This window comes from Paracoccus laeviglucosivorans, from assembly GCF_900182695.1.
In the GTDB taxonomy this organism is placed as follows: domain Bacteria; phylum Pseudomonadota; class Alphaproteobacteria; order Rhodobacterales; family Rhodobacteraceae; genus Paracoccus; species Paracoccus laeviglucosivorans.
The window spans coordinates 311905-334006 of record NZ_FXTK01000001.1 but is presented as its reverse complement, the minus strand read 5'-3'; the positions used below and the strand labels follow the sequence as shown (position 1 = coordinate 334006).

Annotated in this window: 23 protein-coding genes and 1 tRNA gene; 16 read left to right on the top strand and 8 right to left on the bottom strand. The window is 64.1% G+C overall.

Annotation, left to right across the window (positions count from 1 at the left end; genetic code table 11):
• Positions 1 to 117: 117 nt before the first annotated feature.
• From FN835_RS01740 to FN835_RS01730, 3 genes are read right to left on the bottom strand one after another with little or no spacing between them, the layout of a single operon-like run.
• Positions 118 to 921 carry an undecaprenyl-diphosphate phosphatase gene (locus FN835_RS01740; protein ID WP_142661455.1) on the bottom strand — a complete coding sequence of 268 codons (804 nt, stop codon included), beginning with the start codon at positions 919 to 921 and terminating at the stop codon, positions 118 to 120.
• A complete protein-coding gene (locus FN835_RS01735; RefSeq protein WP_142661454.1) occupies positions 921 to 1913 on the bottom strand; it encodes a complex I NDUFA9 subunit family protein in 993 nt (330 codons plus the stop codon). The genes FN835_RS01740 and FN835_RS01735 overlap by 1 nt, the downstream gene beginning before the upstream one ends.
• Positions 1914 to 1960: 47 nt before the next feature.
• Complete coding sequence (locus tag FN835_RS01730) at positions 1961 to 3556, bottom strand: GMC oxidoreductase (RefSeq protein ID WP_142661453.1); 1596 nt, start codon at positions 3554 to 3556, stop codon at positions 1961 to 1963.
• Between the two features lie 228 nt (positions 3557 to 3784).
• Here FN835_RS01730 and FN835_RS01725 point away from each other — a divergent pair.
• Together FN835_RS01725 and FN835_RS01720 are read left to right on the top strand one after the other, a co-directional pair.
• Positions 3785 to 3869, top strand: a tRNA-Leu gene (locus FN835_RS01725).
• Positions 3870 to 4032: 163 nt separating this feature from the next.
• A complete protein-coding gene (locus FN835_RS01720; RefSeq protein WP_142661452.1) occupies positions 4033 to 4473 on the top strand; it encodes an NUDIX domain-containing protein in 441 nt (146 codons plus the stop codon).
• A 19-nt stretch (positions 4474 to 4492) separates the two neighbouring features.
• On the opposite strand, the gene ilvA is transcribed toward FN835_RS01720, so the two are convergent.
• Together ilvA and FN835_RS01710 are read right to left on the bottom strand one after the other, a co-directional pair.
• The gene (gene ilvA / locus FN835_RS01715) at positions 4493 to 5731 is read right to left on the bottom strand and encodes a threonine ammonia-lyase IlvA (RefSeq protein ID WP_142661451.1); all 1239 of its coding nucleotides are present in this window, start codon (positions 5729 to 5731) and stop codon (positions 4493 to 4495) included.
• Positions 5732 to 5752: 21 nt separating this feature from the next.
• Positions 5753 to 6562 carry a hypothetical protein gene (locus FN835_RS01710; RefSeq protein ID WP_142661450.1) on the bottom strand — a complete coding sequence of 270 codons (810 nt, stop codon included), beginning with the start codon at positions 6560 to 6562 and terminating at the stop codon, positions 5753 to 5755.
• Between the two features lie 109 nt (positions 6563 to 6671).
• On the opposite strand from FN835_RS01710, the gene FN835_RS01705 reads away from it, so the two are divergent.
• From FN835_RS01705 to FN835_RS01685, 5 genes are all read left to right on the top strand, one after another.
• Complete coding sequence (locus FN835_RS01705; protein ID WP_142661449.1) at positions 6672 to 7901, top strand: argininosuccinate synthase; 1230 nt, start codon at positions 6672 to 6674, stop codon at positions 7899 to 7901.
• A gap of 49 nt (positions 7902 to 7950) precedes the next feature.
• Positions 7951 to 8472, top strand: coding sequence for a molybdopterin adenylyltransferase (gene mog / locus FN835_RS01700; RefSeq protein WP_142661448.1), 522 nt, complete (start codon positions 7951 to 7953; stop codon positions 8470 to 8472).
• 173 nt (positions 8473 to 8645) lie between these two features.
• Complete coding sequence (locus tag FN835_RS01695) at positions 8646 to 9551, top strand: DnaJ C-terminal domain-containing protein (RefSeq protein WP_142661447.1); 906 nt, start codon at positions 8646 to 8648, stop codon at positions 9549 to 9551.
• Positions 9548 to 9895: a hypothetical protein gene (locus FN835_RS01690; protein ID WP_142661446.1), complete on the top strand. Its 348-nt coding sequence runs from the start codon at positions 9548 to 9550 to the stop codon at positions 9893 to 9895. Before FN835_RS01695 ends, FN835_RS01690 begins: the two co-directional genes overlap by 4 nt.
• A gap of 90 nt (positions 9896 to 9985) precedes the next feature.
• Positions 9986 to 12136, top strand: a complete 2151-nt coding sequence (locus tag FN835_RS01685; protein ID WP_142661445.1) for an esterase-like activity of phytase family protein — start codon at positions 9986 to 9988, stop codon at positions 12134 to 12136.
• Positions 12137 to 12140: 4 nt separating this feature from the next.
• Here the strand turns inward: FN835_RS01685 and FN835_RS01680 are convergent, their stop codons facing one another.
• Genes FN835_RS01680 through ccmI form a run of 3 tightly spaced genes read right to left on the bottom strand, consistent with a single transcriptional unit; the run spans position 12141 to position 13989 of the window.
• Complete coding sequence (locus tag FN835_RS01680) at positions 12141 to 12314, bottom strand: DUF1289 domain-containing protein (protein ID WP_142661444.1); 174 nt, start codon at positions 12312 to 12314, stop codon at positions 12141 to 12143.
• A complete protein-coding gene (ruvX, locus tag FN835_RS01675) occupies positions 12311 to 12778 on the bottom strand; it encodes a Holliday junction resolvase RuvX (protein ID WP_142661443.1) in 468 nt (155 codons plus the stop codon). The genes FN835_RS01680 and ruvX overlap by 4 nt, the downstream gene beginning before the upstream one ends.
• Positions 12775 to 13989, bottom strand: coding sequence for a c-type cytochrome biogenesis protein CcmI (ccmI, locus tag FN835_RS01670; RefSeq protein ID WP_142661442.1), 1215 nt, complete (start codon positions 13987 to 13989; stop codon positions 12775 to 12777). The genes ruvX and ccmI overlap by 4 nt, the downstream gene beginning before the upstream one ends.
• 205 nt (positions 13990 to 14194) lie before the next feature.
• On the opposite strand from ccmI, the gene FN835_RS01665 reads away from it, so the two are divergent.
• The 9 genes from FN835_RS01665 (at position 14195) to FN835_RS01625 (ending at position 22069) form a co-directional block, all read left to right on the top strand.
• Positions 14195 to 15466 carry a sarcosine oxidase subunit beta family protein gene (locus FN835_RS01665; RefSeq protein ID WP_142661441.1) on the top strand — a complete coding sequence of 424 codons (1272 nt, stop codon included), beginning with the start codon at positions 14195 to 14197 and terminating at the stop codon, positions 15464 to 15466.
• A 166-nt stretch (positions 15467 to 15632) separates the two neighbouring features.
• Entirely contained in the window at positions 15633 to 15881 is a 249-nt protein-coding gene (locus FN835_RS01660) for a flagellar basal body-associated FliL family protein (RefSeq protein ID WP_142661440.1), read from the top strand.
• A 52-nt stretch (positions 15882 to 15933) separates the two neighbouring features.
• A complete protein-coding gene (locus FN835_RS01655) occupies positions 15934 to 16182 on the top strand; it encodes a hypothetical protein (RefSeq protein ID WP_142661439.1) in 249 nt (82 codons plus the stop codon).
• 3 nt (positions 16183 to 16185) lie between these two features.
• Positions 16186 to 16560 (top strand): sarcosine oxidase subunit delta, encoded by a 375-nt coding sequence (locus tag FN835_RS01650; RefSeq protein ID WP_142661438.1) that lies wholly within the window; start codon positions 16186 to 16188, stop codon positions 16558 to 16560.
• Positions 16557 to 19475, top strand: coding sequence for a sarcosine oxidase subunit alpha family protein (locus FN835_RS01645; RefSeq protein ID WP_142661437.1), 2919 nt, complete (start codon positions 16557 to 16559; stop codon positions 19473 to 19475). Before FN835_RS01650 ends, FN835_RS01645 begins: the two co-directional genes overlap by 4 nt.
• A complete protein-coding gene (locus FN835_RS01640; protein WP_142661436.1) occupies positions 19468 to 19986 on the top strand; it encodes a sarcosine oxidase subunit gamma in 519 nt (172 codons plus the stop codon). Before FN835_RS01645 ends, FN835_RS01640 begins: the two co-directional genes overlap by 8 nt.
• A 7-nt stretch (positions 19987 to 19993) precedes the next feature.
• On the top strand, positions 19994 to 20500 hold the full coding sequence (locus FN835_RS01635; protein ID WP_246098623.1) for a hypothetical protein: 507 nt from the start codon (positions 19994 to 19996) through the stop codon (positions 20498 to 20500).
• 126 nt (positions 20501 to 20626) lie between these two features.
• A complete protein-coding gene (locus tag FN835_RS01630) occupies positions 20627 to 21226 on the top strand; it encodes a superoxide dismutase (RefSeq protein ID WP_142661435.1) in 600 nt (199 codons plus the stop codon).
• Between the two features lie 147 nt (positions 21227 to 21373).
• Positions 21374 to 22069 (top strand): tetratricopeptide repeat protein, encoded by a 696-nt coding sequence (locus FN835_RS01625; protein WP_142661434.1) that lies wholly within the window; start codon positions 21374 to 21376, stop codon positions 22067 to 22069.
• The last annotated feature ends 33 nt before the right edge of the window (positions 22070 to 22102 follow it).

Here is a 22102-nt window from a genome sequence, read left to right as displayed (position 1 = left end):
AGCCTGATAAGACAGGGCGAAGATGATTAAAAGTCAGCTAAGCTGACCTATTTGCGGATTTTAATCGCTGGCAGGTCAATTTTGCGCCTGCCAGCATCTAAATTAGGTCAGTAAAGTTTACCAACCTGCTGCCAGAGCCAGCATAGCCACGGCCCCGACGATGATTCGCCACCAGGCGAAGACAGCATATCCATGGGCCGAGACGTAGTTGAGCAACCAGCGCACCACGACTATGGCCGAAATAAACGCGCAGACGAAACCGACGGCGATATTGCTTAGTGCCGCCGCGTCCAGAATGTCGCGGTTCTTGTAAAGATCATAGGCGAAAGCGCCGACCATCGTCGGCATCGACAGGAAGAAGCTGAATTCGGCGGCGGACCGCTTGTCCACGCCCAAAAGCAGCGCACCCGTGATCGTGGCACCCGACCGCGATACGCCGGGGATCATCGCCAAACACTGGATCAGGCCGATCTTGAAGGCGGTGCCGACCGGAATATCCTCGGCCGCGTGATAACGCGGGTTCTTGGCCATGCGGTCCACGAACAGCAACACGACCCCGCCGACGATCAGCATGACGGCCACCAGCATCGGGGTTTCGAACAGCACTTCCTTGATGACCTTGTGGGCCATCACGCCGATCACGACGGCGGGCAGGAATGCCAGCAGCACGGCAAATATGAAGCGCCGGGCCTTGGGGTCATGGGGGGCTGCGGAAAACAGCCGCCACAGCCGCCCGGCATAAACGCCAAGGATGGCCATGATGGCACCCAGCTGGATCAGCACCTCAAAGGCGCGGCCGGGCGAATCGAAGCCCAGAAAATGACCCACCAGCAGCAGGTGCCCGGTCGAGGACACGGGAATGAATTCGGTCAAGCCTTCCAGCAGACCAAGGATCGCGGCAACAATCGTATTATGTTCCATCAGCTCCGGCGCAGGTTCTTGGCGGACGCGGTCATCGCCTCATATTGACCCGAGGGACGGAAGCGCCACAGATACTCATTAATGACCGCCGAGGCGGCGGTCGGCTCAATACCTAGTGAAGTCAAGTCCTTGACGCCTTCGCCGACCCGGTTCGGACGCTTCAGCGAACGCAGTTGATCGCGCGTCAGCACGCGATTGGTCAGCAGACCGCCACTGACCACCTGCACGGCGTCCAGCACGGATGCCAGACCGCCGCCCAAGGGGCCGGGCAGATTCATGACCGCGCGGCGGCGGTCGGTGGCCCGCAGGACAAGCCGTGCCACGTCGCGCATCGTCATCACCTCGGGGCCGCCCAGTTCATAGATACCCGGCGCGGCCTTGCCTTGGGCGGCCAGCACGGCGGCATTGGCGACATCCATGACATAGACCGGCTGGACCGGCGTATCGGCACCCGGCACCATCAGCACCGGACCGAACCGCGTCATCGAGGCGATCCGGTTAAAGAAATTGTCGTCCGAACCGAAAATGATCGACGGGCGCAGAATCACGGCATCGGCGCGATGGCTTAGCACCGCAGCCTCACCACGGCCTTTCGAGGCGGCATAGCGGCTGTCGGCATCGGCATCCGCGCCAAGCGCCGAGACATGCACGAAATGCGGCACGTTCAACTGGGCCGAAAGCCGGGCGATGCGGCCCGCGGCTTCGTCATGGACGGCGGCAAAGGTGTTCTTGCCTTCCTCGACCAGCACGCCCACGCAGTTCACGACCGCATCGGCATCGGCCATGCAGGCCAGAACCGAGGCGTCGTCGCGCACGTTGCAGGGCACGGGTTCGATCTGTCCGGGGGCGCCATAGGTGCGCACCACGCCCGCTTCGTTCGGACGGCGCACGGCTACGCGGACGCGCCAGCCCTGCGCAGCCAGAATGCGGGCGATCTGCCGCCCCAGGAAACCGGACCCGCCATAGATCGTGACAAGCTTGGCTGCGGACATGGCTTTCGCTCCTTTTTGGCGTGCCTGATGTTGGCGTGCTTTTCCGCTCAATACCCAAGCTCGCCCGCAGCGGCAAGCCGTGGCCGCATGGACTGGACGATGCAGTCGGCAACGCGCAAGGCATTGGCGGCAATGGTCAGGCTTGGGTTCACCCCGTTCGAGGTCGGCATGAAGCTGGAATCCGCCACATACAAATTCTCCAGCCCATGCACCTTGCAGTCGCGATCCAGAACGCTGGTCGCCGGATCGTCGCCAAAGCGCATCGTGCCGCAGGGATGGGCAAAGTTCAGCTGCGGCGTGCTGCCCATGAACATGGCGCGGTTCGGGCGGAACGCCTTGCGCATCGCGTCACGAAACGCAGCGCGGCGGCGCTGCAATTCGTCCGACATGTCATAGTGAAAGCGCAGCCGGTCTTCGTCATCGGGGTCGGGCAGGACGCGGTTCGTGGCATAGGGTAGATCTTCCAGCACGCCCACGAACAGCTTGGCCTGACCCAGAACCTGTGCCGCAACCCGCGCGGGCAGGCGCAGACCCAGCCGCAGGGGCCGTAGCCGCCGCAGGGGCGAGCGGTCAAAGCGGCTGTTCATTGCGTGCAGGATCTCGCCATAGCCCGCGACCAGACCCATGGATTGCACGGTCCCGAAGCGTTCGCCCTGCATGTAATACAGATCGCGCATACTGATCGAACGCGAGGCACCCTCGCCCTTGCCGCGTCCGGCCCAGATCGCGATGATCTCGCTCAGGTGGAACATCAGGTTGCGCCCGACCAGATCGTTGCGGTTGCCCAGCCCGTCTGGCCAATGCTCATTGCCAGACCGCAGCATAAGCGAGGGCGAGCCAAGCCCCCCACCCGCCAGCACATAGCGATGCGCCCTAAGCGTCAGCGTCTCGCCGTCGCGGCGACAGGTCAGCGATTGCACACCCGTTGCATCAGCTTCGATCCGGGACACGCTGCAACGGTCCAGCAACGTAGCATTCCCGGTTTCAAGCGCGGGCAGCACACCTGCGGAACGGCCGTCCATCTTGCAACGGCGGGGGCAGCGCTGGCCGAAGCAATTGGCGCAGCCCGGCAGGAAACGCGCTGCCATATGCGTCTGATAGGGGTGCATCCCGGCGCGGCGCAAATCCTCCATCAGCGCGGCATCCGAGGCGGGCAGGACGCGCGGCGGCGCGGGCAGGTTCGCGGGCACGGGGTCCAGTGGGTCGGGTTCGCCGCTGATGTGAAAATATTCCTCGGCCAGCTCGAACCAGGGGCGCATCTCCTCATATCCGACGGGCCAGCCGCCGGTGGGGTGGGGGTGGCCGGGGCCGGGGTCAAGGTCATGGGGTTCGGGGCGTTCCAGCGTGGCCGCATAATAGGCCGAGGTGCCGCCGACACCCGCGCCGATCATCCCGTCCAGCTCGCACCACTTGCCGTCCAGTTCGGCGGCGACCAGCTTAGGCCATGCGCCATTGGCCATCCGCGCTTCGGGATCGGCGCTGTCCACGGCCAATGCCGATACGGCGGTATCCCCCAGATCGGGGCCTTTTTCGACGAAAAGCACCGACAGGCCCTGTTCGGCCAGACGACGCCCCACGGTTCCGCCACCGATCCCGGTGCCGATCACGATCACGTCCCAGACGCGGGCGGTAAACTCTTCCATCAGCAGAACCCGTTCATCATAAAAAATTATCCGCGCCGATATGAGCGATTTCTAGGCGCGTCGAAGTCCATGCGGCAAGCTGGCGGAAAGGACAGTCGCCACCCGTTTCCCTTGCTGACAGAGAAAAAACTGCGCGCGCAAAGAAAAAATGACGGAACGACGAAAAAACTTGTTTGGGGCCATTGACGGCCCCCGCAACTGCCTTTAATCACCCCGCTCACACCACCTGCCCAGGTGGCGGAATTGGTAGACGCGCACGGTTCAGGTCCGTGTGCCGCAAGGCGTGGAGGTTCGAGTCCTCTCCTGGGCACCAAAAACAAAAAGCGTGCAAACCTTTGGGTTTGCACGCTTTTTGCATTTCGCGACATGCCGGAGCCGATGCGATGCGCTGGCCGTGGCAGGCGGATCGGTCTTGACAATCGGACGTGACAAGGTCGCTTTCGCGCTTGCCGCAAAAGCCAGCAAGGAGCGCCTGCATGATTCCTCGTTTTGGACCGCCTCCCGGTCCTCATCGCTATCGTTTGCGTCCGGGGGCCTATGCCGTTCTGCTGCGTGACGGTGCGGCGCTGCTGACCTTTCAACGCGCCCCCGAACCCGAATTCCAGCTGCCGGGCGGCGGCATTGATCCGGGCGAATCGCCACAGGTAGCACTGCACCGCGAGGTCTATGAGGAAACCGGCTGGACGATCAGCACCCCGCGCAGGCTGGGGGTCTATCGCCGCTTTTGCCATATGCCCGAATATGGCTTCTGGGCGGAAAAGATGTGCTCGATCTGGCTGGCCCGCCCGATCCGCCGCCTTGGCCCGCCCAGCGAGGCAGGCCACAGTGCGCATTGGTTCCCGCTGGCAGACGCGGTTCAGCTGTTGGACGACCCCGGCTCGCGCGCGTTTGCGGCCAAGGTGCTGCGCGGCTTGTAAGGCGCGCAGCACCTTGGGATCAGATCAGGAATTCCGAAAGCACCGGATCGCGCGTGATGTCGCGATACCCGATCCCGGCGGCGGCCAGACGTTCGCACAGCCGTTCCAGATTCTCAGGCGCGCTGGTTTCGATCCCGATCAGGATCGAACCAAAGTTGCGCGCCGATTTCTTCAGATACTCGAATCGCGCCACGTCGTCATCCGGCCCCAGCAATTCCAGAAAGTCGCGCAAGGCACCGGGGCGCTGCGGCATACGCAGAATGAAATAGCGTTTTAGCCCAGAGAAACGCTGGGCGCGTTCCTTGACCTCGGGCAGGCGTTCGAAATCGAAATTGCCGCCTGAACAGACGCAGACGATCCGCTTGCCCGCCAGATCGGGGATGTCGCGCAGGGCGTCAATCGCCAGCGCGCCTGCGGGCTCCAGCACGATACCTTCGATGTTCAGCATCTCAAGCATGGTGGCGCAGATGCGATCTTCGGGCGCGGGATGGACCTGATCGGGCGAAAAACGCGACAGCAGCGAAAAGGGCAGCGCACCAATCCGCGCGACAGCCGCGCCATCGACAAAGGTATCGACGGCGGGCAGCGTCACAGGTTCACCTGCGGTCAATGCGCCATGCAGGCTGGCCCCGCCTTCGGGTTCGGCGAACGCGGCCTGCGTCGCGGGCGCGGTTTCGGCCAGATAGCTTGTGACGCCCGCCGCCAGACCGCCGCCGCCCACGGGCAGCACGACCAGATCGGGGGCAAAGCCAAGCTGCTGCATCATCTCAAGCGCCACGGTCGCCTGACCTTCGACCACATCGGGATCGTCGAACGGCGCAAGGAAACGCGCCCCTGCCGCGCGCGCGAATTCCTGCGCGGCCGCCAGCGTCTGGTCGAAATAATCGCCTGTCAGCACGATCTCGACCGCGCCATTGCCGAAAATGCGGGTCTTGGCGATCTTTTGCTGCGGCGTGGTGACCGGCATGAAGATCGTGCCTTTGGCGCCGAAATGGCGGCAGGCGTAAGCCACGCCCTGCGCGTGATTCCCTGCGCTTGCGCAGACGAAATGTGCCCCCGCGCCGCCAGCGACCTTGCGCATGGCGTTGAAGGCGCCGCGCAGCTTGTAGCTGCGCACGGGCGTCAGGTCTTCGCGTTTCAACCAGATCTCGGCGCCGTATTTCGCCGAGAGGTGGTCATTCTTCTGAAGCGGGGTCGGCTCGAAGAGGTCGCGCAGCGCGACCTCTGCCTGGCGGACAGAGGCGGCAAAGTTTTCCATGCCCCAGCCCATCGCGCGAAATCAGGCGCTTGGCAAGGGGGCGGCGCGTGCGACCGTGTAGACCGTGTTGAACGCCGAGATACAGATCACGAAAAACACGAAGAAAACCGCACAGGCCAAAACCGCCATGCCGAACATGGCCGTGTCCGAAATGTAATAGCCCTGATCGTCGCCCACCGACATCCCGGCCCATGTCAGCAGGCCCACCACGATGGCATAGGCGATGATGCCCAGCACCGATAATCCGGCCAGCGCCTTGGAAATCGGCGCGGTCGTCCGCCAGCTTTCACCCAGGCTCAGGCGGTCATTGACAGCGCCGCTGACCAGCCAGGGACACAGGCGCAGCGTCAGCCAGATGGCCAGAAAAGCGCCGGGGATCAGGACTGCACCGCGCGGTCCCAGCAGAAAACCCGGAGGCAGGACCACCGCCGCAAAGCCCGCCAGCATCAGGATCGGCAGCCAGGTGATGACGGAAAGCGCGATGCCGCGAACGAAATAGTCCAGCACCCGGCCCATGTGTGGCTGCGGCGCGATCAGGCCGGGTTTTTCCTGCATGATGGTCAGGCGGTGCCAGCCGACGGCAGCCCATGCCGTGCCAATATAGACCATCAGTGCGACCAGCACCGCGACGGCCGTGGTCAGCGGTCCGGGCGTCATGCCCATCAGGATCAGCCCATCGGTCGGCAGCACGGCTTCTGCACTTAGAAAGGACGGGAATTGCACCAGCCAGATGGCCCCGGCAATGCGCAAAAGCGCGCCGGGGCGTTGCATCGGCTGTGTCAGAATACCGCGCAAAAGCTCAATCGTGCCGATAGGGTTTGTCGCTGCCATGCCCATCCCCGACGAAACCGCGCCGGATGAAGGATTAGTGACCCCTTCCTCTTGTGACAACCGGCGAATGGGCCTATTCCCCTCCGAAATTCCAATGAGGGTTAACCGCATGACCGACGCGCCGAAGAAAGTCGTCCTTGCCTATTCGGGGGGGCTGGATACCTCGATCATCCTGAAATGGCTTCAGACCGAATATGGCTGCGAGGTCATCACCTTTACCGCCGATCTGGGGCAGGGCGAGGAGTTGGAACCCGCCCGCGCCAAGGCGGAACTGCTGGGCATCAAGGCGGAAAACATCCACATCGTCGATGTGCGCGAAGAATTCGTGCGCGACTTCGTGTTCCCGATGTTCCGCGCCAACGCGCTTTACGAAGGGCTGTATCTGCTGGGCACGTCGATCGCGCGTCCGCTGATCTCCAAGCACTTGGTCGAGATCGCGCATAAGCACGGCGCCGATGCCGTGGCGCATGGCGCGACCGGCAAGGGCAATGATCAGGTCCGGTTCGAACTTTCGGCCTATGCGCTGGACCCCTCGATCCGGGTGATCGCGCCGTGGCGGGAATGGGATCTGTCGTCGCGCACCAAGCTGCTGGAATTCGCCGAGGCGAACCAGATCCCGATCGCCAAGGACAAGCGTGGCGAAGCCCCCTTCAGCGTCGATGCGAACCTGCTGCATACCAGCAGTGAGGGCAAGGCACTGGAAAACCCGGCCGAACAGGCGCCGGAATACGTCTATCAGCGCACCGTGTCCCCCGAGGAAGCGCCGAACGAGCCCGAATATATCGAAGTCACCTTCGAGCGTGGCGACGCGACCGCGATCAATGGCGAGGCGATGAGCCCCGCGACGATCCTGACCAAGCTGAACGAACTGGGCGGCAAGCACGGCATCGGTCGCCTGGACTTCGTGGAAAACCGCTTTGTCGGCATGAAGTCGCGCGGCATCTATGAAACCCCCGGCGGCACCGTCCTGCTGGAGGCGCATCGCGGCATCGAACAGATCACGCTGGATGCAGGCGCTGGCCACCTGAAGGATTCGATCATGCCGCGCTATGCCGAGCTGATCTATAACGGCTTCTGGTTCAGCCCCGAGCGCGAGATGCTGCAGGCGCTGATCGACAAGTCGCAGGAACACGTCACCGGCACCGTGCGTCTGAAGCTTTACAAGGGTCTGGCCACCTGCGTCGGTCGCTGGTCGGACCATTCGCTTTACAGCGAAAAGCACGTCACCTTTGAAGAAGATGCCGGCGCCTATGACCAAAAGGACGCGGCGGGCTTCATCAAGCTGAACGCGCTGCGCCTGAAGCTGATCGCGACGCGCAACGCCCGCGTTTCCAAGTAAGCGAAATGGCCGCGAGCAACCCTCGCGGCCTTTTTCATCGGGGGCCGCCATGACCGCACGCATCGCCATCGTCACCGTATCCGACCGCGCCTTTGCCGGGGTCTATGAGGATAAGGGCGGACCGGGGGCCGAGGCATGGCTGCGCGCCACCATCACGTCGCCCATGGACATCAGCCGCGTCATTGTGCCGGATGGTCGCGCAGGCGTCGCCGACAAGCTGCGCGAATTGTGCAAGACCAGCGACCTGATCCTGATCACCGGGGGCACCGGCCCGGCCCCGCGTGACGAGACACCCGAAGCCATGGCCGATGTAATGGAAAAGGAACTGCCCGGCTTTGGCGAGGAGATGCGCCGCGCCAGCCTGCGCGAGGTGCCTACCGCCATCCTGTCGCGCCAGACGGCAGGCATTCGCGGGCGCACGCTGATGATCACCATTCCCGGCAAGCCCTCGGCCATTGCGACCTGTCTGGACGCGGTCTTTGCCGCCGTGCCCTATTGCCTTGATCTGATCGGCGCGGCGCGGATCGAAACCGATCCCGCACGGATCAAGGCGTTCCGTCCCGGCGCGTGATCCGACCCGTGCGGCCCCATCAAGGGGCCTTCGGGCCGGGGGACATGCCCGCTTTTGCGCTGCCCCCTGCATTCGCGAAATCTGGACAAACATCCCCGGCTTGTGTCCCATAGGCGGAACGGCAGCGGCCTTGGCCGCGTTTGCCCGATAAGACGTGAAAGGACGGAACGGCGATGGCCGATGATCCCTACAAGGCGCTGGGGCTGAGCAAGACGGCCACGCAGGACGATATCAAGAAAGCCTATCGCCGCATCGCCAAGACCGACCATCCCGACCTGAACCCCGATCCCGCGGCGCATGAGCGGTTCAAGGCCGCATCCTCGGCCTATGATCTGCTGAAAGACGCCGAGCAGCGGGCGCGGTTCGACAAGGGCCAGATCGACGCCTCGGGTCAGGAACGTCAGCGGCATTATTACCGCGACTATGCGCAGGCGGGCGACAATCCCTATCGTCAGGGGGCACCGGATTTCGACGATCTGTCGGACGTGTTTTCCGACCTGTTCGGGCAGGGCGGGGCCCAGCGGCGCGCGGGCGCGCGAAGTTTTGACATGCGCGGTCAGGATCAGCGGTTCACGCTGGAAATCGACTTCATGACGGCGGCGCGCGGCGGGTCGCAGCGCATCACCATGCCGGACGGCGCTGTGCTTGAGGTGAAGATCCCCGAAGGCGCGCGCGATGGTCAGATCATCCGGCTGCGCGGCAAGGGCGCGTCAGGTTACGGGGACGGCCAACCCGGCGATGCGCTGCTGACTCTGGTGATCAGCGATGATCCCGACTGGCGGCGCGACGGCGACGATGTGGAAACCACCCTGCCCATCACCATCGACGAAGCCGTGCTGGGCGGTAAGGTCGAGGCCGAGACGATTGACGGCGCGGTGATGCTGACGATCCCGCGCGGCGCAAGCTCGGGTCAGAAGCTGCGGCTGAAAGGGCGCGGCCTCAAGGGCGAGGGGGGGCGGCGCGGCGATCAGCATGTCGTGCTGAAAATCGTCATGCCCCCGCGCGTGGATGAGGAACTGGCCCGCTTCATGGAGAATTGGCGTCAGGACAACGCATATGATCCAAGGGGCGTCCGATGACCCGTCGCTATACCCTGACCGAGACGTTGGCTGAACTGCCTGAGCTGCAGGCGACCCAGCTTGAGAGCTATATCCGTGCAGGCGTCGTTGTGCCGGTGCAATCCGCGACCGGCCCGCTGTTTCGCGAACTGGACATCGCCCGGCTGCAATTGGTGGTCGATCTGGCCGAAGGCTATCACCTGGACGAAGAGGCGCTGTCGCTGGTCTTGTCGCTTGTCGATCAGCTTCACGGGTTGCGTGGCGACATGCACGCGATCCTTGATGCGGTAGCGCGCGAGCCTGCCGAGACGCGGGCACGCCTGAAAACCGCGATCCACGAGGTTCGTGTCGTGGTTCGTAACTAAACGTCACAAAACAGTCACCGCCGCGACAACACCCCGTTACAGGGGGCAAGCAAACCGCCCAAGGATTTTCCCACCATCCTTGAGGGACTTATGACGTTTCGTCTGACATTTTGCTCGCTTCTGGCGCTCGCTGCCGCGATGCCCGCCGCCGCCGAGCCGGTATTTAACCGCATCTCCAGCTTTGCCACCGTGGATAACATGGCGGAAGGCGAAGATCGCGCCCGCGAAACCTCGGCCGAGATCATGACCGCGACGGCCGATGGCATGGAACTGATCTATTCGGACGCGCCGCTGGGTGCGATCGGCATGATCGATATCACCGACCCCAAAGCGCCGAAGCCCTTGGGCAACGTCACGGTCGATGGTCAGCCGACCACCACCGTCGTGCTGAACAAGATGGCTTTCGTCGGCGTGGATACGACCGAAGACCTGACCAAGCCCTCGGGCTTTTTGCGCACGGTCGATCTGGACACGATGAAGGTCGTGGCCAATTGCGATCTGGGCGGTCAGCCGGATTCGGTCGCGTTGTCGCCCAAGGGTGACATGATCGCCATCGCGATCGAAAACCAGCGCGACGAAGAAGTGAACGACGGCGCGCTGCCGCAGATGCCCGCCGGTTTCGTGGTGCGCCTGCCGATCAAGGACGGCCAGATCGACTGCGCCGCCAAGGAAGAGATCCAACTGACCGGCCTTGCCGCCGAAGGTGGCGATGACCCGGAACCCGAATATGTCGATTTCAACGACAACGGCGATCTGGTCGTCACGATGCAGGAAAACAACCACATCGCCGTCATTGGCGCCGATGGCAAGATCGCGTCGCATTTCAGCGCGGGCACGGTTGATCTGGACGGCATCGATACCGAGCGTGACGGCAAGCTGGATTTCACCAGCAGCCTGAAAGCGGTTCCGCGTGAACCCGATACCGTGTCGTGGATCGACAACGACCACTTCGCCACCGCCAACGAAGGCGACTACAAGGGCGGCTCGCGCGGGTTCACCATCTGGAACCGCGACGGCACCGTGGTCAATGAATCGGCTGCCGCTTTCGAGCATGAGCTGATCAAGATCGGCCACTACCCCGAGAAGCGCTCCGACAAGAAAGGCGTCGAGCCCGAGGCGCTGAAATTCGCCGAGTTCGACGGCCAGAAACTGCTGTTCGTGGGTTCCGAGCGCGGCAGCGCCATCGCGGTCTACGACGTCGCGACCCCTGCGCAGCCGGTGCTGAAACAGGTCCTGCCCTCGGGTATCGGTCCCGAAGGTCTGGTCGCCATCCCGGCGCGCAACCTGTTTGCCAGCGCCAACGAAACTGATCTGGGCGAAGACGGCGCTGCCCGCGCCCATGTCATGATCTTCGAACGCGCCGAAGGCACCCCGGCCTATCCGACCATTGCCTCGGATGAGGTTCTGGGCTGGGCCGCCTTGTCGGGCCTGACCGTCGATCCGACCGATCCGGCCGTGCTTTACGCGATCAGCGACAGCGTCTTTGGATCTGCGCCCGCGATCTACCGCGTCGAAGCCGGCACCACGCCCGCCAAGATCACGAACAAGATCATCGTGACCAAGGATGGTCAACCGGCTGAGAAGATCGACCTGGAAGGCATCACCGCCGACGGTCAGGGCGGCTTCTGGCTGGCCAGCGAAGGGAACCCGGAAAAGGAAATCCCGCACCAGATCCTGCACGTGAACGCCGAAGGCGCGATCCAGCAGCAGATCGAACTGCCCGCCGATCTGGTCGCCGGTTCGACCCGTTTCGGTCTGGAAGGCATCGCATTGGCCGCCGATGGCAGCCTGTGGATGGCCGTTCAGCGCGAATGGAAAGACGATCCCAAAGGTCAGACCAAACTTCTGAACTTCAACCCGACCTCGGGCGAGTGGACTGGCGTTCGCTATCCGCTGGAATCGGGCGAAGGCTGGGTCGGTCTGTCGGAAATCGCGATCCACGGCGACAACATGTATCTGGTCGAGCGTGACAACCTGATCGGTCAGGCCGCCAAGCTGAAGACCATCACCTCGGTTGCGCTGGCGGATCTGAAGCCGGTTGCACTGGGTGGCGATCTGCCGGTCGTGACCAAGAACGTCGTCCGCGACCTGATCCCCGACCTGAAACAGTGGAACGGCTACGTTCAGGACAAGGTCGAAGGCATGGCGATCGCCCCCGATGGCACGGTCTATGTCGTGACCGACAATGACGGTGTGGATGACTCGTCGGGCGAAACGTTCTTCTGGTCGTTCAAGATGTAAGCACTTAGCGCCGGGGCAACCCGGCGCGACGTTCGGGCAGGCGGTCCATGATCGCCTGCCTTTCCTTATCAGACATGCCGCCCCAGCGGGCGATTTCGTCCAGACTGCGCAGGCAGCCGACGCACAGCCCGCTCTCGGGGTCGATCTGGCAGATGTTGATGCAGGGGCTTTGGATCATCCCAGATAGCGCAGCCGGTCCAGCGCGCCTTGCAGGATATAGCCCGCCGCCACATGGTCGATGACCTCGGCGCGGCGCTTGCGCGATGTATCCGCCTCCAGCAGCGCGCGTTCGGCGGCCACGGTGGACAGGCGTTCGTCCCAGAAGGTGATCGCCAAAGGTGTCAGCCGTTCCAGATTCCGGGCAAAGGCGCGGGTCGATTGCGCGCGCGGCCCCTCGGTTCCGTCCATGTTGCGGGGCAGGCCCAGCACCAGACCGACAAGCGCCCGTTCCTCGGCAATCTTCAGCAGCGCATTGGCATCGAGCGTGAATTTCTCGCGCCGGATCGTGGTCAGCGGCGACGCGACCGAGCGTAGCCCGTCGCTGACCGCCACGCCGATGGTCTTGGTTCCCAGGTCCAGCCCTGCCAAGGCTCCTGCGCGGGGCAGAATGGCGGCGAATTCCTCGATTGTGGCGTAGATCATTTCAGCCCCGATTGTTGTGCAGCCGCCTCGATGGGGGCCAGCGCGTCTGCGGCACCGGCAAAGCGACCACGCGCCTCGGCCAGAATATTCTGCGCGTGGTCTTTCTGTCCGATCACCACCAGCGATGAAATCAGCCGCGCCCATTCGTCGGGCGTGCCGCCTTGCGTGGCCAGCCGTTCCTCAAGGCCCTTGACCATGCCGGCCACCATCTGCTGGCGTTCCTCGGGTGTCATATCCTCGGCTGCGGCCATGGCGTCGGCATCGGGGCCGGGCAGGGTGCGGGGTTCCGGCGCGACGTAATCGGGCTGACCCGCGAACCACGCCAGATCCCCGATCGAAGCGCGCAGAACCGGCATCCACGGCGCGCTTTCCGGCCCCTGTGCCAACAGGTCTGCCCAGATCGGAAAGGCGCGGTCGGGGCGTCCGTTCTGGATTTGCAGATAGCCCGACAGATAGCGGGCCTGACCGTTTTTCGGCTCAAGCTCCAGCGCGCGGGCCAGCTCGGCCTCGGCGTCGCGGGTGACCAGACCGCCAGCGGCATCGACGGTCAGCGCGGCAAGCTGGGCGTGATCGGTGGCCGTCGCGCTGTCCCCCCGCAGGGCCACCAGTTTCGCCTGCGCGTTCTTGGCCGCGACCAGATTGCCCAGCCGTTCCTCGTGCATTGCAAGCAGAGCCTGACCCTGTGGATCGTCGGGGTTCTTGGCGACTGCGGCGCGAAGCTGGTCGATCAGGGCGGTGTATTCGGCGTCCACCGGGGGGCGCTGAGGCTTGGGCGCGACCTTTTCCGCCTCGGCCTGGGTGGGGCGGTTGTCATAGACCTGCTGGGCCATCGCGATCCGCTGGGCGATGGGCTGGTCGGGTTTGTCCGGCGCACCGATTTCATAGTAAAGCGCGCCCGCGCCCAGCAGCAGCGCGGCCAGCACCGCAACCGCCGCAGGCCCGCCCGGCGCACGGCGCGCGCCACTTTCGCGTTCCAGCGCGCGGTCGGCGGTCAGCACCTTGCGCCCGATTTCGGCGCGCAGCCGCTCGGCCTCGGCGGGTTCGATCAGGCGGCGTTCCAGATCACGCTCCACCTCGCGCAGCTGGTCGCGATAGATGCGCAGGTCATATGCGGCAGCGGGCTCGTCCCCCGTGCTGCGCCGACGCAGAAGCGGCGCGGCGATCGAGGCCGCGATAATGGCGGTCAAACCGGCGCATATGATCCAGAACATCGACGAACTCCGTTTTCGTTCCGGGTTCATAGCGGTTTTGTGCCTGCTGAAAAAGTCAAAGACCCGTGGTCATGGGACTTTGGTTGCGCGGAACATCTGCGCCTTTCATTGACGCATTCCGACAATTTTGCCGTCGCAACTCGGCTTGCCCCGAAGCGGTGTAAAAATGCACTGTGCAGAACGACGAGTCGCGAAAGGTCCAGCCATGTCCGCATCCCCATCGAACAGCACCGGCAAGTATTCGGTCTTTGCCATCGCCCGAGAGGCGATGCGCCTGCATACCGGTTGGAAAAAGGCATGGACCAGCCCCGAGCCCAAGAAGAAATATCAGGTCGTCATCGTCGGCGCCGGTGGGCACGGGCTTGCGACGGCTTATTACCTTGGCAAGAATTTCGGCATCACCGACATTGCGATCATCGAAAAGGGCTGGCTGGGCGGCGGCAATACGGGTCGCAATACGACCATCATCCGCTCGAACTATCTGCAGGACCCGTCGGCGGCGATCTATGACAAGGCGCTGAAGCTTTATGAAAACCTGTCGCAGGATCTGAACTACAACATCATGTTCAGCCCGCGCGGCCTGCTGATGCTGGCCCAGACCGAGCATGAGATCCGCGGCTATAAGCGCACCGTTTACGCGAACCAGTTGCAGGACGTGACGACCGAATGGGTCACGCCGCATCAGATCAAGGAAATGCTGCCGATCATCAATATCGACGGTCCGCGCTATCCGGTTCTGGGGGGGCTTTACCAGCCGCGCGGCGGCACCGCGCGTCACGATGCGGTCGCATGGGGCTATGCGCGGGCGTGCAGCGCCATGGGCATGGACATCATCCAGAACTGCGAAGTCACCGGGGTCGAGACCGCGAATGGTCAGGTCCGCGCCGTGAACACCGCCAAGGGTCGCATCGAATGTGACAAGCTGGCGATGATCGTGGCGGGCAACTCCTCGGTGCTGGCCGAGATGGCGGGCTTCCGCCTGCCGATTGAATCGCTCGCCCTGCAGGCTCTGGTCAGCGAACCGATCAAGCCCTGCTGCGATCTGGTCATCATGGCCAACACCGTCCACGGCTACCTGTCGCAATCCGACAAGGGCGAGATGGTGATCGGCGGCGGCACCGACGGCTTCAACAACTATTCGCAGCGCGGTTCCTGGCACCATGTCGAGGAAACCGTCCGCGCGCTGGTCGAAACCTTCCCGATGCTGTCGCGGCTGAAGATGCTGCGGCAATGGGGCGGGATCGTGGACATGACCGGCGACCGCTCGCCCATCCTGTCCACCACGCCGGTTGGCGGCATTTTCGTGAACTGCGGCTGGGGCACCGGCGGCTTCAAGGCCATTCCCGGCTCGGGCTGGGCGATGGCGGAACTGGTGGCGAATGGCCGTCCGGGGGCGCTGGCCGCCGAATTCGGCCTGAACCGTTTCAAGGAAGGCCGCTTCATCGACGAAAGCGTCGCAGCCGGGGTTGCGCACTGATGACGGGCGCGCGCGGCATCCTGCTGGGGTCGGTTCACGGGGGGCAAGTTTCCGCCCAACGCGGCCCTATGCGCCCCTGCTTGGGAAAAGTGCTGCGTTTTCAATGGAACTCTTTGGCTGATGGTGCATTGATCGGACACGTCACCATGACCAAGGAGTTTTCTTCATGGCCGAACAGAACAAGAGCAACATGTGGCTCATCATTGGCGCGATCGTCGTCGTGCTGGCCGTCATCTACTGGTTCATGTCGTCGGGCACCGCGCCCGAAGCGACCGCACCGGCTGATACCGGCGCTGCCACTTCGACCACGACCCCGGCACCTGCCAGCGATCCGGCCGTCAGCGTCGAGCCTGCTCAGCCTGCAACGCCCGAGCCTGCCGCTCCGGCCGGCGGCACCACGGCGCCTGCCAACTAATACGGCAAGCGCTGCACCCACGGGTGCTTTCTCTACAGAGGTCCGGGGGGACATGTGCCCCTCGGTTCCTGTGATTTCGCTTGCGGGACTGCCTGCAATCCAGGCCGCGCGTGTCGCGCCGGGCCTGCCGGAAACGCTGGTCAACGACCGCTTCCCCCTTTTGCTGAATGACGACGTGATCCGCGACGCGAATGCGCCGTCGGATATGGCCGTCGTTCCGAACCCCGAAATTGCCAAGACATGCGCCCGGCGGACCGCCTGGGCGCCCAGGACCGTGCGCGGCCTGCCGCCGAAGGAGTGAACGATGCTGACCCTGACCTGTCCCTGTTGCGGCATCAGTGCCGAAGAGACCGAACTGGCCCCCGGCGGCGAGGCGCATCTGAAACGCTTCGGCCCCGGCTCCAGCGACGATGAATTCGAAAGCTACCTGTTCGCCCGCAAGAACCCCAAGGGCGTGCATTTCGAGCGTTGGCGCCACGCCTATGGCTGCGGCAAGTGGTTCCTTGCCGCCCGCGATACCGTGACGCTTGAGGTGTTCGGGACCTACAAGGCCCAGACGCCTTATCCGACGCCCGAAATCGTCGCGGCCATTCAGGCCAAGCGCCCGGACTGGAAGCCCGACTGGCACCAGCCTTCCGTCAACACCACGACCACCCCTGCCGAAAGCCTGACCGAATGAGCGAGACCGGACCCTTCCGCCTTCCCCGTGGTGGTCGCCTGATCGACCGCGCCTATCAGTTGCCGTTCCGTTTCGACGGACGCCAGCTTCGCGGCCTGCAGGGCGACACCATCGCCTCGGCCCTGCTGGCCAGCGGTCAGCTGATGATGGGGCGTTCGTTCAAATATCACCGCCCGCGTGGCCCCATCGCCTCGGGCGCCGAGGAACCCAACGCCATTCTGGGCCTTGGTCAATCGGGCCGGTTCGAGCCGAACCAGCGCGCGACCACGACGCCGCTGGTCGGCGGCATGGTGACGAACAGCCAGAACTGCTGGCCCAGCCTGAATGTCGATGTCGGCGCGGTGAACAACCTGTTGTATCGCTTCCTGCCCGCAGGTTTCTATTACAAGACCTTCATCCATCCGCGCCCGGCATGGAAACACCTGTTCGAGCCGATCATCCGCCGCTCGGCCGGTCTGGGCAAAGCGCCGACCGAGGCTGACCCCGATACCTATGAACAGGCTTACGACCATGCCGATCTGGTCGTGGTCGGTGGCGGCGTGGCCGGGCTTTCCGCCGCGCTGGAGGCGGGCCGCGAAGGCAAGTCGGTCATCGTTCTGGAACAGACCCCGGTGTTTGGTGGCCGTGCTGCCGTCGATCATGCAGATGGGCAGGCCCGCATTGACGCGCTGCTGGCCGATCTGCGGGCCCTGCCCAATGTGACGATGCGCCGCTCGACCATGGCGACGGGGCTTTACGATCACGGCTATCTGCTGGCGCGCGAGGCGATTGCCGATCACGACCCGAATGCCGGACTGCCGCGCCAACGCCTTTGGCGCATCCGCGCGGGTCATGTCGTCGTCGCGACCGGCGCGCTGGAACGTCCGCTGAGCTTTGCGGGCAACGATGTTCCGGGCGTTATGCTGGCATCTGCCGTGCGCGATTTCATCGTGGATTACGGCGTCGCTCCGGGGCGCAGCATCCTTGTCGTCACGAATAACGACGATGCCTATCGCACCGCATTGGCGGCGCTGGATGCGGGCCTGACGGTTCCCGCCGTCATCGACGCCCGCCCCAGCGCGACCGGCGCGTTGCCCGAGGCGGTGCGCGCGCGGGGCGTTCGCGTTCTGACCGGCAGCGCCATCGCGGGTGTCCGCGGCGGTCATGCGGTTGAGGATGTGAAGATCTGTTCCCATGCCGGTTCGGGCGATGTGCAGGAAATCATCCCCGCCGATTGCGTCGCCATGTCGGGCGGCTGGTCGCCTGTGGTTCATCTGTGGAGCCATTGCGGCGGCAAGCTGAACTGGCACGACGACCGTGCCATGTTCGCCCCCGATCTGGCCCGTCCGCCGACCGGCCACGATGGCCGCGCAATGGCGACCCCGGTGGGTGCCGCCGCGGGCGATCTGCTGGTCGGTGCAGCTGATGAACAGCCCTTGCTGCCCGTCTGGGTCATGCCGGTCAACGCGACCCGCAAGATGAAATTCAAGATGTGGCTGGACTTCCAGAACGACGTGAAGGTCTCGGATGTCGAGCTGGCGGCGCAGGAAGGCTATCACAGCGTCGAACATACCAAGCGTTACACGACGCTGGGCATGGCGACCGATCAGGGCAAGGTCAGCAATATCAACGGTCTGGCGATCCTCTCCAAGGCGCTGAACCAGCCGATCCCCCAGACCGGCACCACGACCTTCCGCCCGCCCTATACGCCGCTGACCCTTGGCACCATCGCCGCCGAGGCGCGGGGCGAGCTGTTCCAGCCGCTGCGCAAGACGCCCATGCATAACTGGGCCGAGGCGCGTGGCGCGCATTGGGAACCCGTCGGCCATTGGCGCCGCGCCTATTGCTACCTGCAGGGCGCCGAAACGCCGCATGACGCCGTGGCGCGCGAAATTCGCGCGGTGCGGGCATCGGTGGGGACGCTGGACGCCTCGACGCTGGGCAAGATTATCGTGAAGGGCCCGGATGCCGGGAAATTCCTGGACATGATGTATACCGGCATGATGTCCACGCTGCCGGTCGGCAAATGCCGCTATGGCCTGATCTGCAACGAAAACGGCTTCCTGAACGATGACGGCGTGGCCGCGCGTCTGTCGGAAGACACGTGGCTGGTCCACACCACCACCGGCGGCGCCGACCGGATGCACGCGCATATGGAAGACTGGCTGCAATGCGAATGGTGGGACTGGAAGGTCTATACCGCCAACGTGACCGAGCAATGGGCGCAGGTCGCCGTGGTCGGCCCCAAGGCCCGCGTGCTGCTGGAACGTCTGGGCGGCATGGACCTGTCCGCCGAGGCACTGCCCTTTATGCAATGGGCCGAGGGCGAGATCGCGGGCATCCCCGCGCGCGTCTTCCGCATCAGCTTCTCGGGCGAGTTGTCGTTCGAGGTTGCGGTTCCGGCGAACCGCGGGCTTGAGCTTTGGGAAAAGCTGCACGAGGCCGGCAAGGACCTGAACGTGACCCCCTACGGCACCGAAGCCATGCACGTCATGCGCGCCGAAAAGGGCTTCATCATGATCGGCGACGAAACCGACGGCACGGTGATCCCGCAGGATCTGGGCATGTCCTGGGCCATCAGCAAGAAAAAGACCGACTATATCGGCAAGCGCGCGCAGGAACGGTCCTTCATGGCCAGCCCCGATCGCTGGAAGCTGGTGGGTCTGGAAAGCGTCGATGGCCGGATGCTGCCCGATGGCGTCTATGCCGTGGCCGAGGGCACGAATGCCAATGGCCAGCGCAATGTGCAGGGGCGCGTCACCTCGACCTATGTGTCGCCGACGCTGAACAAGCCGATTGCGATGGGGCTGGTCAAGCACGGTCCCGACCGCATGGGCGAGGTGCTGGAATTCCCGGTGGCGGGCGCGGAAACCTACAAGGCGCGGATCGTCGATCCGGTCTTCTACGACAAGGAAGGGAGCCGGGCGAATGGCTGAGGCACTGGCGCGAATCACGCAACTTCAGGATCTGGGCATGATCCAGATCCGTGCCGATCTGGCGGCGCTTGGCGATGTCATCGCCAAAGCCGTGGGCGTCGCGATCCCGGCGCAGACCAGCGTTTCGACCAATGGCAATCGCAGCCTGTGCTGGATGTCCCATGACGAATTGCTGCTGGTCCTGCCCAAACCCGAGGCGGTGGCGGCGACTGCTGCCCTGACCGACGCTTTCGGCAGCAGCCATTCGCTGGCGCTGGACGTCAGCGACATGCGCGCGGCTTTCAGCATCGACGGTGCAAAGGCGCTGCATGTGCTGCAAAAGCTGTGCCCGGCGGACCTCGCCTCGATGCCGCAGGACGGGATGCGCCGGACCCGCGCGGCGCAGGTCGCCTGCGGGATCTGGCGGCGCGAAGGCGGCTACGTGCTGATCGGCTTCCGATCAGTGGGCGACTACCTGCGCGGGCTTTTGCAGGGCGCAGCGCGTCCGGGCACGCAACTGGACCCGCGCTGAACGCTTCGTGTCTTGTGGCGGCGCGGGGCTGGGCTATGTCTGGGGCGTGAACCCGGAAAGCCTGCCCATGCGCCGCCATCTTCTTGCCGCCCTTTTGCTGATCGCCCCCGCCGCCCATGCGCAGACCTATGCGCCCGCACCCTCGGACGGTGCGCCGCGCGTGATGATGTGCGAATTGCTGGATCAAAGCGGCACCGGCTGGGTGCCGGATTTTCTGATGATGACGCGGCAGGTTTCTGGGCCTCATGCGGGACGGATCGAGGTTTTCGATCCGATCCTGCAAAACCTTGTTCGGCGTCCGATACAGGCCGTGGTCACGGCGGACGGACGGCGTAGCATCACCTATGGCTGGGCTCTGGCCGGGGTCAGGAACCAGTCCGGCCAATATGCCGAGCGGCTGGATTACCGCCTGAGCGTGCGCAAATCCGACGGCACGGCACAGATGACCGTCATCGCGGCGGGCTATGAAAACACCATGCGCGGCGAAGGCCGCTGCATGACGCCGGAAGGCTGAAGACCGGGAACCTCGACCCTGTCGGCGCGTTGTTGCGGCGACGATGCAGGCGTTCGTTCGGGGCTTTTAACCCCGGCGCGGCTGTGTCAGAAATCGCTTCCGAAACCATTTGAAAGGAAATCGAAAATGGCCTTCACGCTTCCCGATCTTCCCTATTCTCACGATGCGCTGGCCGATGGCGGCATGTCGCGTGAGACGCTCGAATTCCACCACGACAAGCACCACAAGGCTTATGTGGACAAGCTGAACGAGCTGGTGGCGGGCACCGAATGGGAAGGCAAAAGCCTGGAAGACATCGTCAAGGGCACCTACCAGTCGGGCGCGGTCGCACAGAACGGCATCTTCAACAATGCCAGCCAGCATTGGAACCACGCCCAGTTCTGGGAAATGATGGGTCCGAAGGGCGCAGGCATCCCGTCCGAACTGGAAAAGGCGCTGGCCGATTCCTTCGGCTCGGTCGATGAGTTCAAAAAGAAATTCTCGGAAGCTGGCGTCGGTCAGTTCGGTTCGGGCTGGGCCTGGCTGGTGAAAGACACGGATGGCGGCCTGAAAGTCACCAAGACCGAAAACGGCGTGAACCCGCTGTGCTTCGGCCAGACCGCGCTGCTGGGCTGCGACGTGTGGGAACACAGCTACTATATCGACTTCCGCAATGCCCGTCCGAAGTATCTGGAAAACTTCCTGACGAACCTTGTGAACTGGGAAAACGTGGCCTCGCGCCTGTGACCTGCCTCACATAACCGGACAAGGCCCGCCGCGACTGGCGGGCCTTTTTCGTCTGCGCCGCGTGCTGTGATGGGCAAAGCCTTGCCATGGCATTGGCAAACCGGGGAAAGCCCGTATAGAACAGCGCGAAAGCAGGACGGGAACGACATGGCCAATCAGAACGACAGCTTCATCGACGAGGTCACCGACGATCTGCGCCGCGACAGGCTGTTCAAGGCGCTGCGCCGCTTCGGCTGGATTCCGATCGCGCTGATCCTTGCGCTGGTGGGCGGTGCGATCTGGCGCGAACATTCCAACAGCCAGGCTGAAACTGCGGCCCGTGCGTGGGGCGATGCCGTTCTGGCCGCCGAAGATGCGCCCGACCGCGTGGCCAGCTTCAGCGGCATCGACGCACAGGGCGCCGAAGGCCGCCGGATGCTAAGCGAGATGCTGGCCGCCGGGGCCGAAGCCGATGCGGGCCAGCCCGACAAGGCGGCCGAGCGGCTGACCGCTGCCGCTGCGACCGTGACCGATGATCCGATCCTGCATGATCTGGCCATGCTCAAGGCCGTGATGGTTGCAGGGGCGGGCATGGATGCCGCCGAACGCGACACGATCCTTGCCGAACTGTCCAAGCCCGGCGCGCCGTTCGAGCTGTTGGCGCTGGAGCAAAAGGCGATTGCGCTGATCGGCGCGGGCCGGACCGAAGATGCCACCATGCTGATCCGTCAGGTCCAGCAGAAAGACGGCATCTCGGAGGCCTTGCGCCGCCGCCTTGCCGAGATGATGATCACGCTGGGCGTCCCGCCCGAGCAATCCGATGGGCCGGGTCCGCAGACCATGCCTGTCGCGCCTGCCAACTAAGTCCGACCCTGCAAGACCGGCCCAGCCGGAAGA

Excerpts from the sequence above, each read along its gene's own strand:
- FN835_RS01740 (WP_142661455.1), bottom strand. The coding sequence starts at position 921 with ATGGAACATAATACGATTGTTGCCGCGATCCTTGGTCTGCTGGAAGGC.
- FN835_RS01735 (WP_142661454.1), bottom strand. The coding sequence starts at position 1,913 with ATGTCCGCAGCCAAGCTTGTCACGATCTATGGCGGGTCCGGTTTCCTG.
- FN835_RS01730 (WP_142661453.1), bottom strand. The coding sequence starts at position 3,556 with ATGGAAGAGTTTACCGCCCGCGTCTGGGACGTGATCGTGATCGGCACC.
- FN835_RS01720 (WP_142661452.1), top strand. The coding sequence starts at position 4,033 with ATGATTCCTCGTTTTGGACCGCCTCCCGGTCCTCATCGCTATCGTTTG.
- ilvA (WP_142661451.1), bottom strand. The coding sequence starts at position 5,731 with ATGGAAAACTTTGCCGCCTCTGTCCGCCAGGCAGAGGTCGCGCTGCGC.
- FN835_RS01710 (WP_142661450.1), bottom strand. The coding sequence starts at position 6,562 with ATGGCAGCGACAAACCCTATCGGCACGATTGAGCTTTTGCGCGGTATT.
- FN835_RS01705 (WP_142661449.1), top strand. The coding sequence starts at position 6,672 with ATGACCGACGCGCCGAAGAAAGTCGTCCTTGCCTATTCGGGGGGGCTG.
- mog (WP_142661448.1), top strand. The coding sequence starts at position 7,951 with ATGACCGCACGCATCGCCATCGTCACCGTATCCGACCGCGCCTTTGCC.
- FN835_RS01695 (WP_142661447.1), top strand. The coding sequence starts at position 8,646 with ATGGCCGATGATCCCTACAAGGCGCTGGGGCTGAGCAAGACGGCCACG.
- FN835_RS01690 (WP_142661446.1), top strand. The coding sequence starts at position 9,548 with ATGACCCGTCGCTATACCCTGACCGAGACGTTGGCTGAACTGCCTGAG.
- FN835_RS01685 (WP_142661445.1), top strand. The coding sequence starts at position 9,986 with ATGACGTTTCGTCTGACATTTTGCTCGCTTCTGGCGCTCGCTGCCGCG.
- FN835_RS01680 (WP_142661444.1), bottom strand. The coding sequence starts at position 12,314 with ATGATCCAAAGCCCCTGCATCAACATCTGCCAGATCGACCCCGAGAGC.
- ruvX (WP_142661443.1), bottom strand. The coding sequence starts at position 12,778 with ATGATCTACGCCACAATCGAGGAATTCGCCGCCATTCTGCCCCGCGCA.
- ccmI (WP_142661442.1), bottom strand. The coding sequence starts at position 13,989 with ATGTTCTGGATCATATGCGCCGGTTTGACCGCCATTATCGCGGCCTCG.
- FN835_RS01665 (WP_142661441.1), top strand. The coding sequence starts at position 14,195 with ATGTCCGCATCCCCATCGAACAGCACCGGCAAGTATTCGGTCTTTGCC.
- FN835_RS01660 (WP_142661440.1), top strand. The coding sequence starts at position 15,633 with ATGGCCGAACAGAACAAGAGCAACATGTGGCTCATCATTGGCGCGATC.
- FN835_RS01655 (WP_142661439.1), top strand. The coding sequence starts at position 15,934 with ATGTGCCCCTCGGTTCCTGTGATTTCGCTTGCGGGACTGCCTGCAATC.
- FN835_RS01650 (WP_142661438.1), top strand. The coding sequence starts at position 16,186 with ATGCTGACCCTGACCTGTCCCTGTTGCGGCATCAGTGCCGAAGAGACC.
- FN835_RS01645 (WP_142661437.1), top strand. The coding sequence starts at position 16,557 with ATGAGCGAGACCGGACCCTTCCGCCTTCCCCGTGGTGGTCGCCTGATC.
- FN835_RS01640 (WP_142661436.1), top strand. The coding sequence starts at position 19,468 with ATGGCTGAGGCACTGGCGCGAATCACGCAACTTCAGGATCTGGGCATG.
- FN835_RS01630 (WP_142661435.1), top strand. The coding sequence starts at position 20,627 with ATGGCCTTCACGCTTCCCGATCTTCCCTATTCTCACGATGCGCTGGCC.
- FN835_RS01625 (WP_142661434.1), top strand. The coding sequence starts at position 21,374 with ATGGCCAATCAGAACGACAGCTTCATCGACGAGGTCACCGACGATCTG.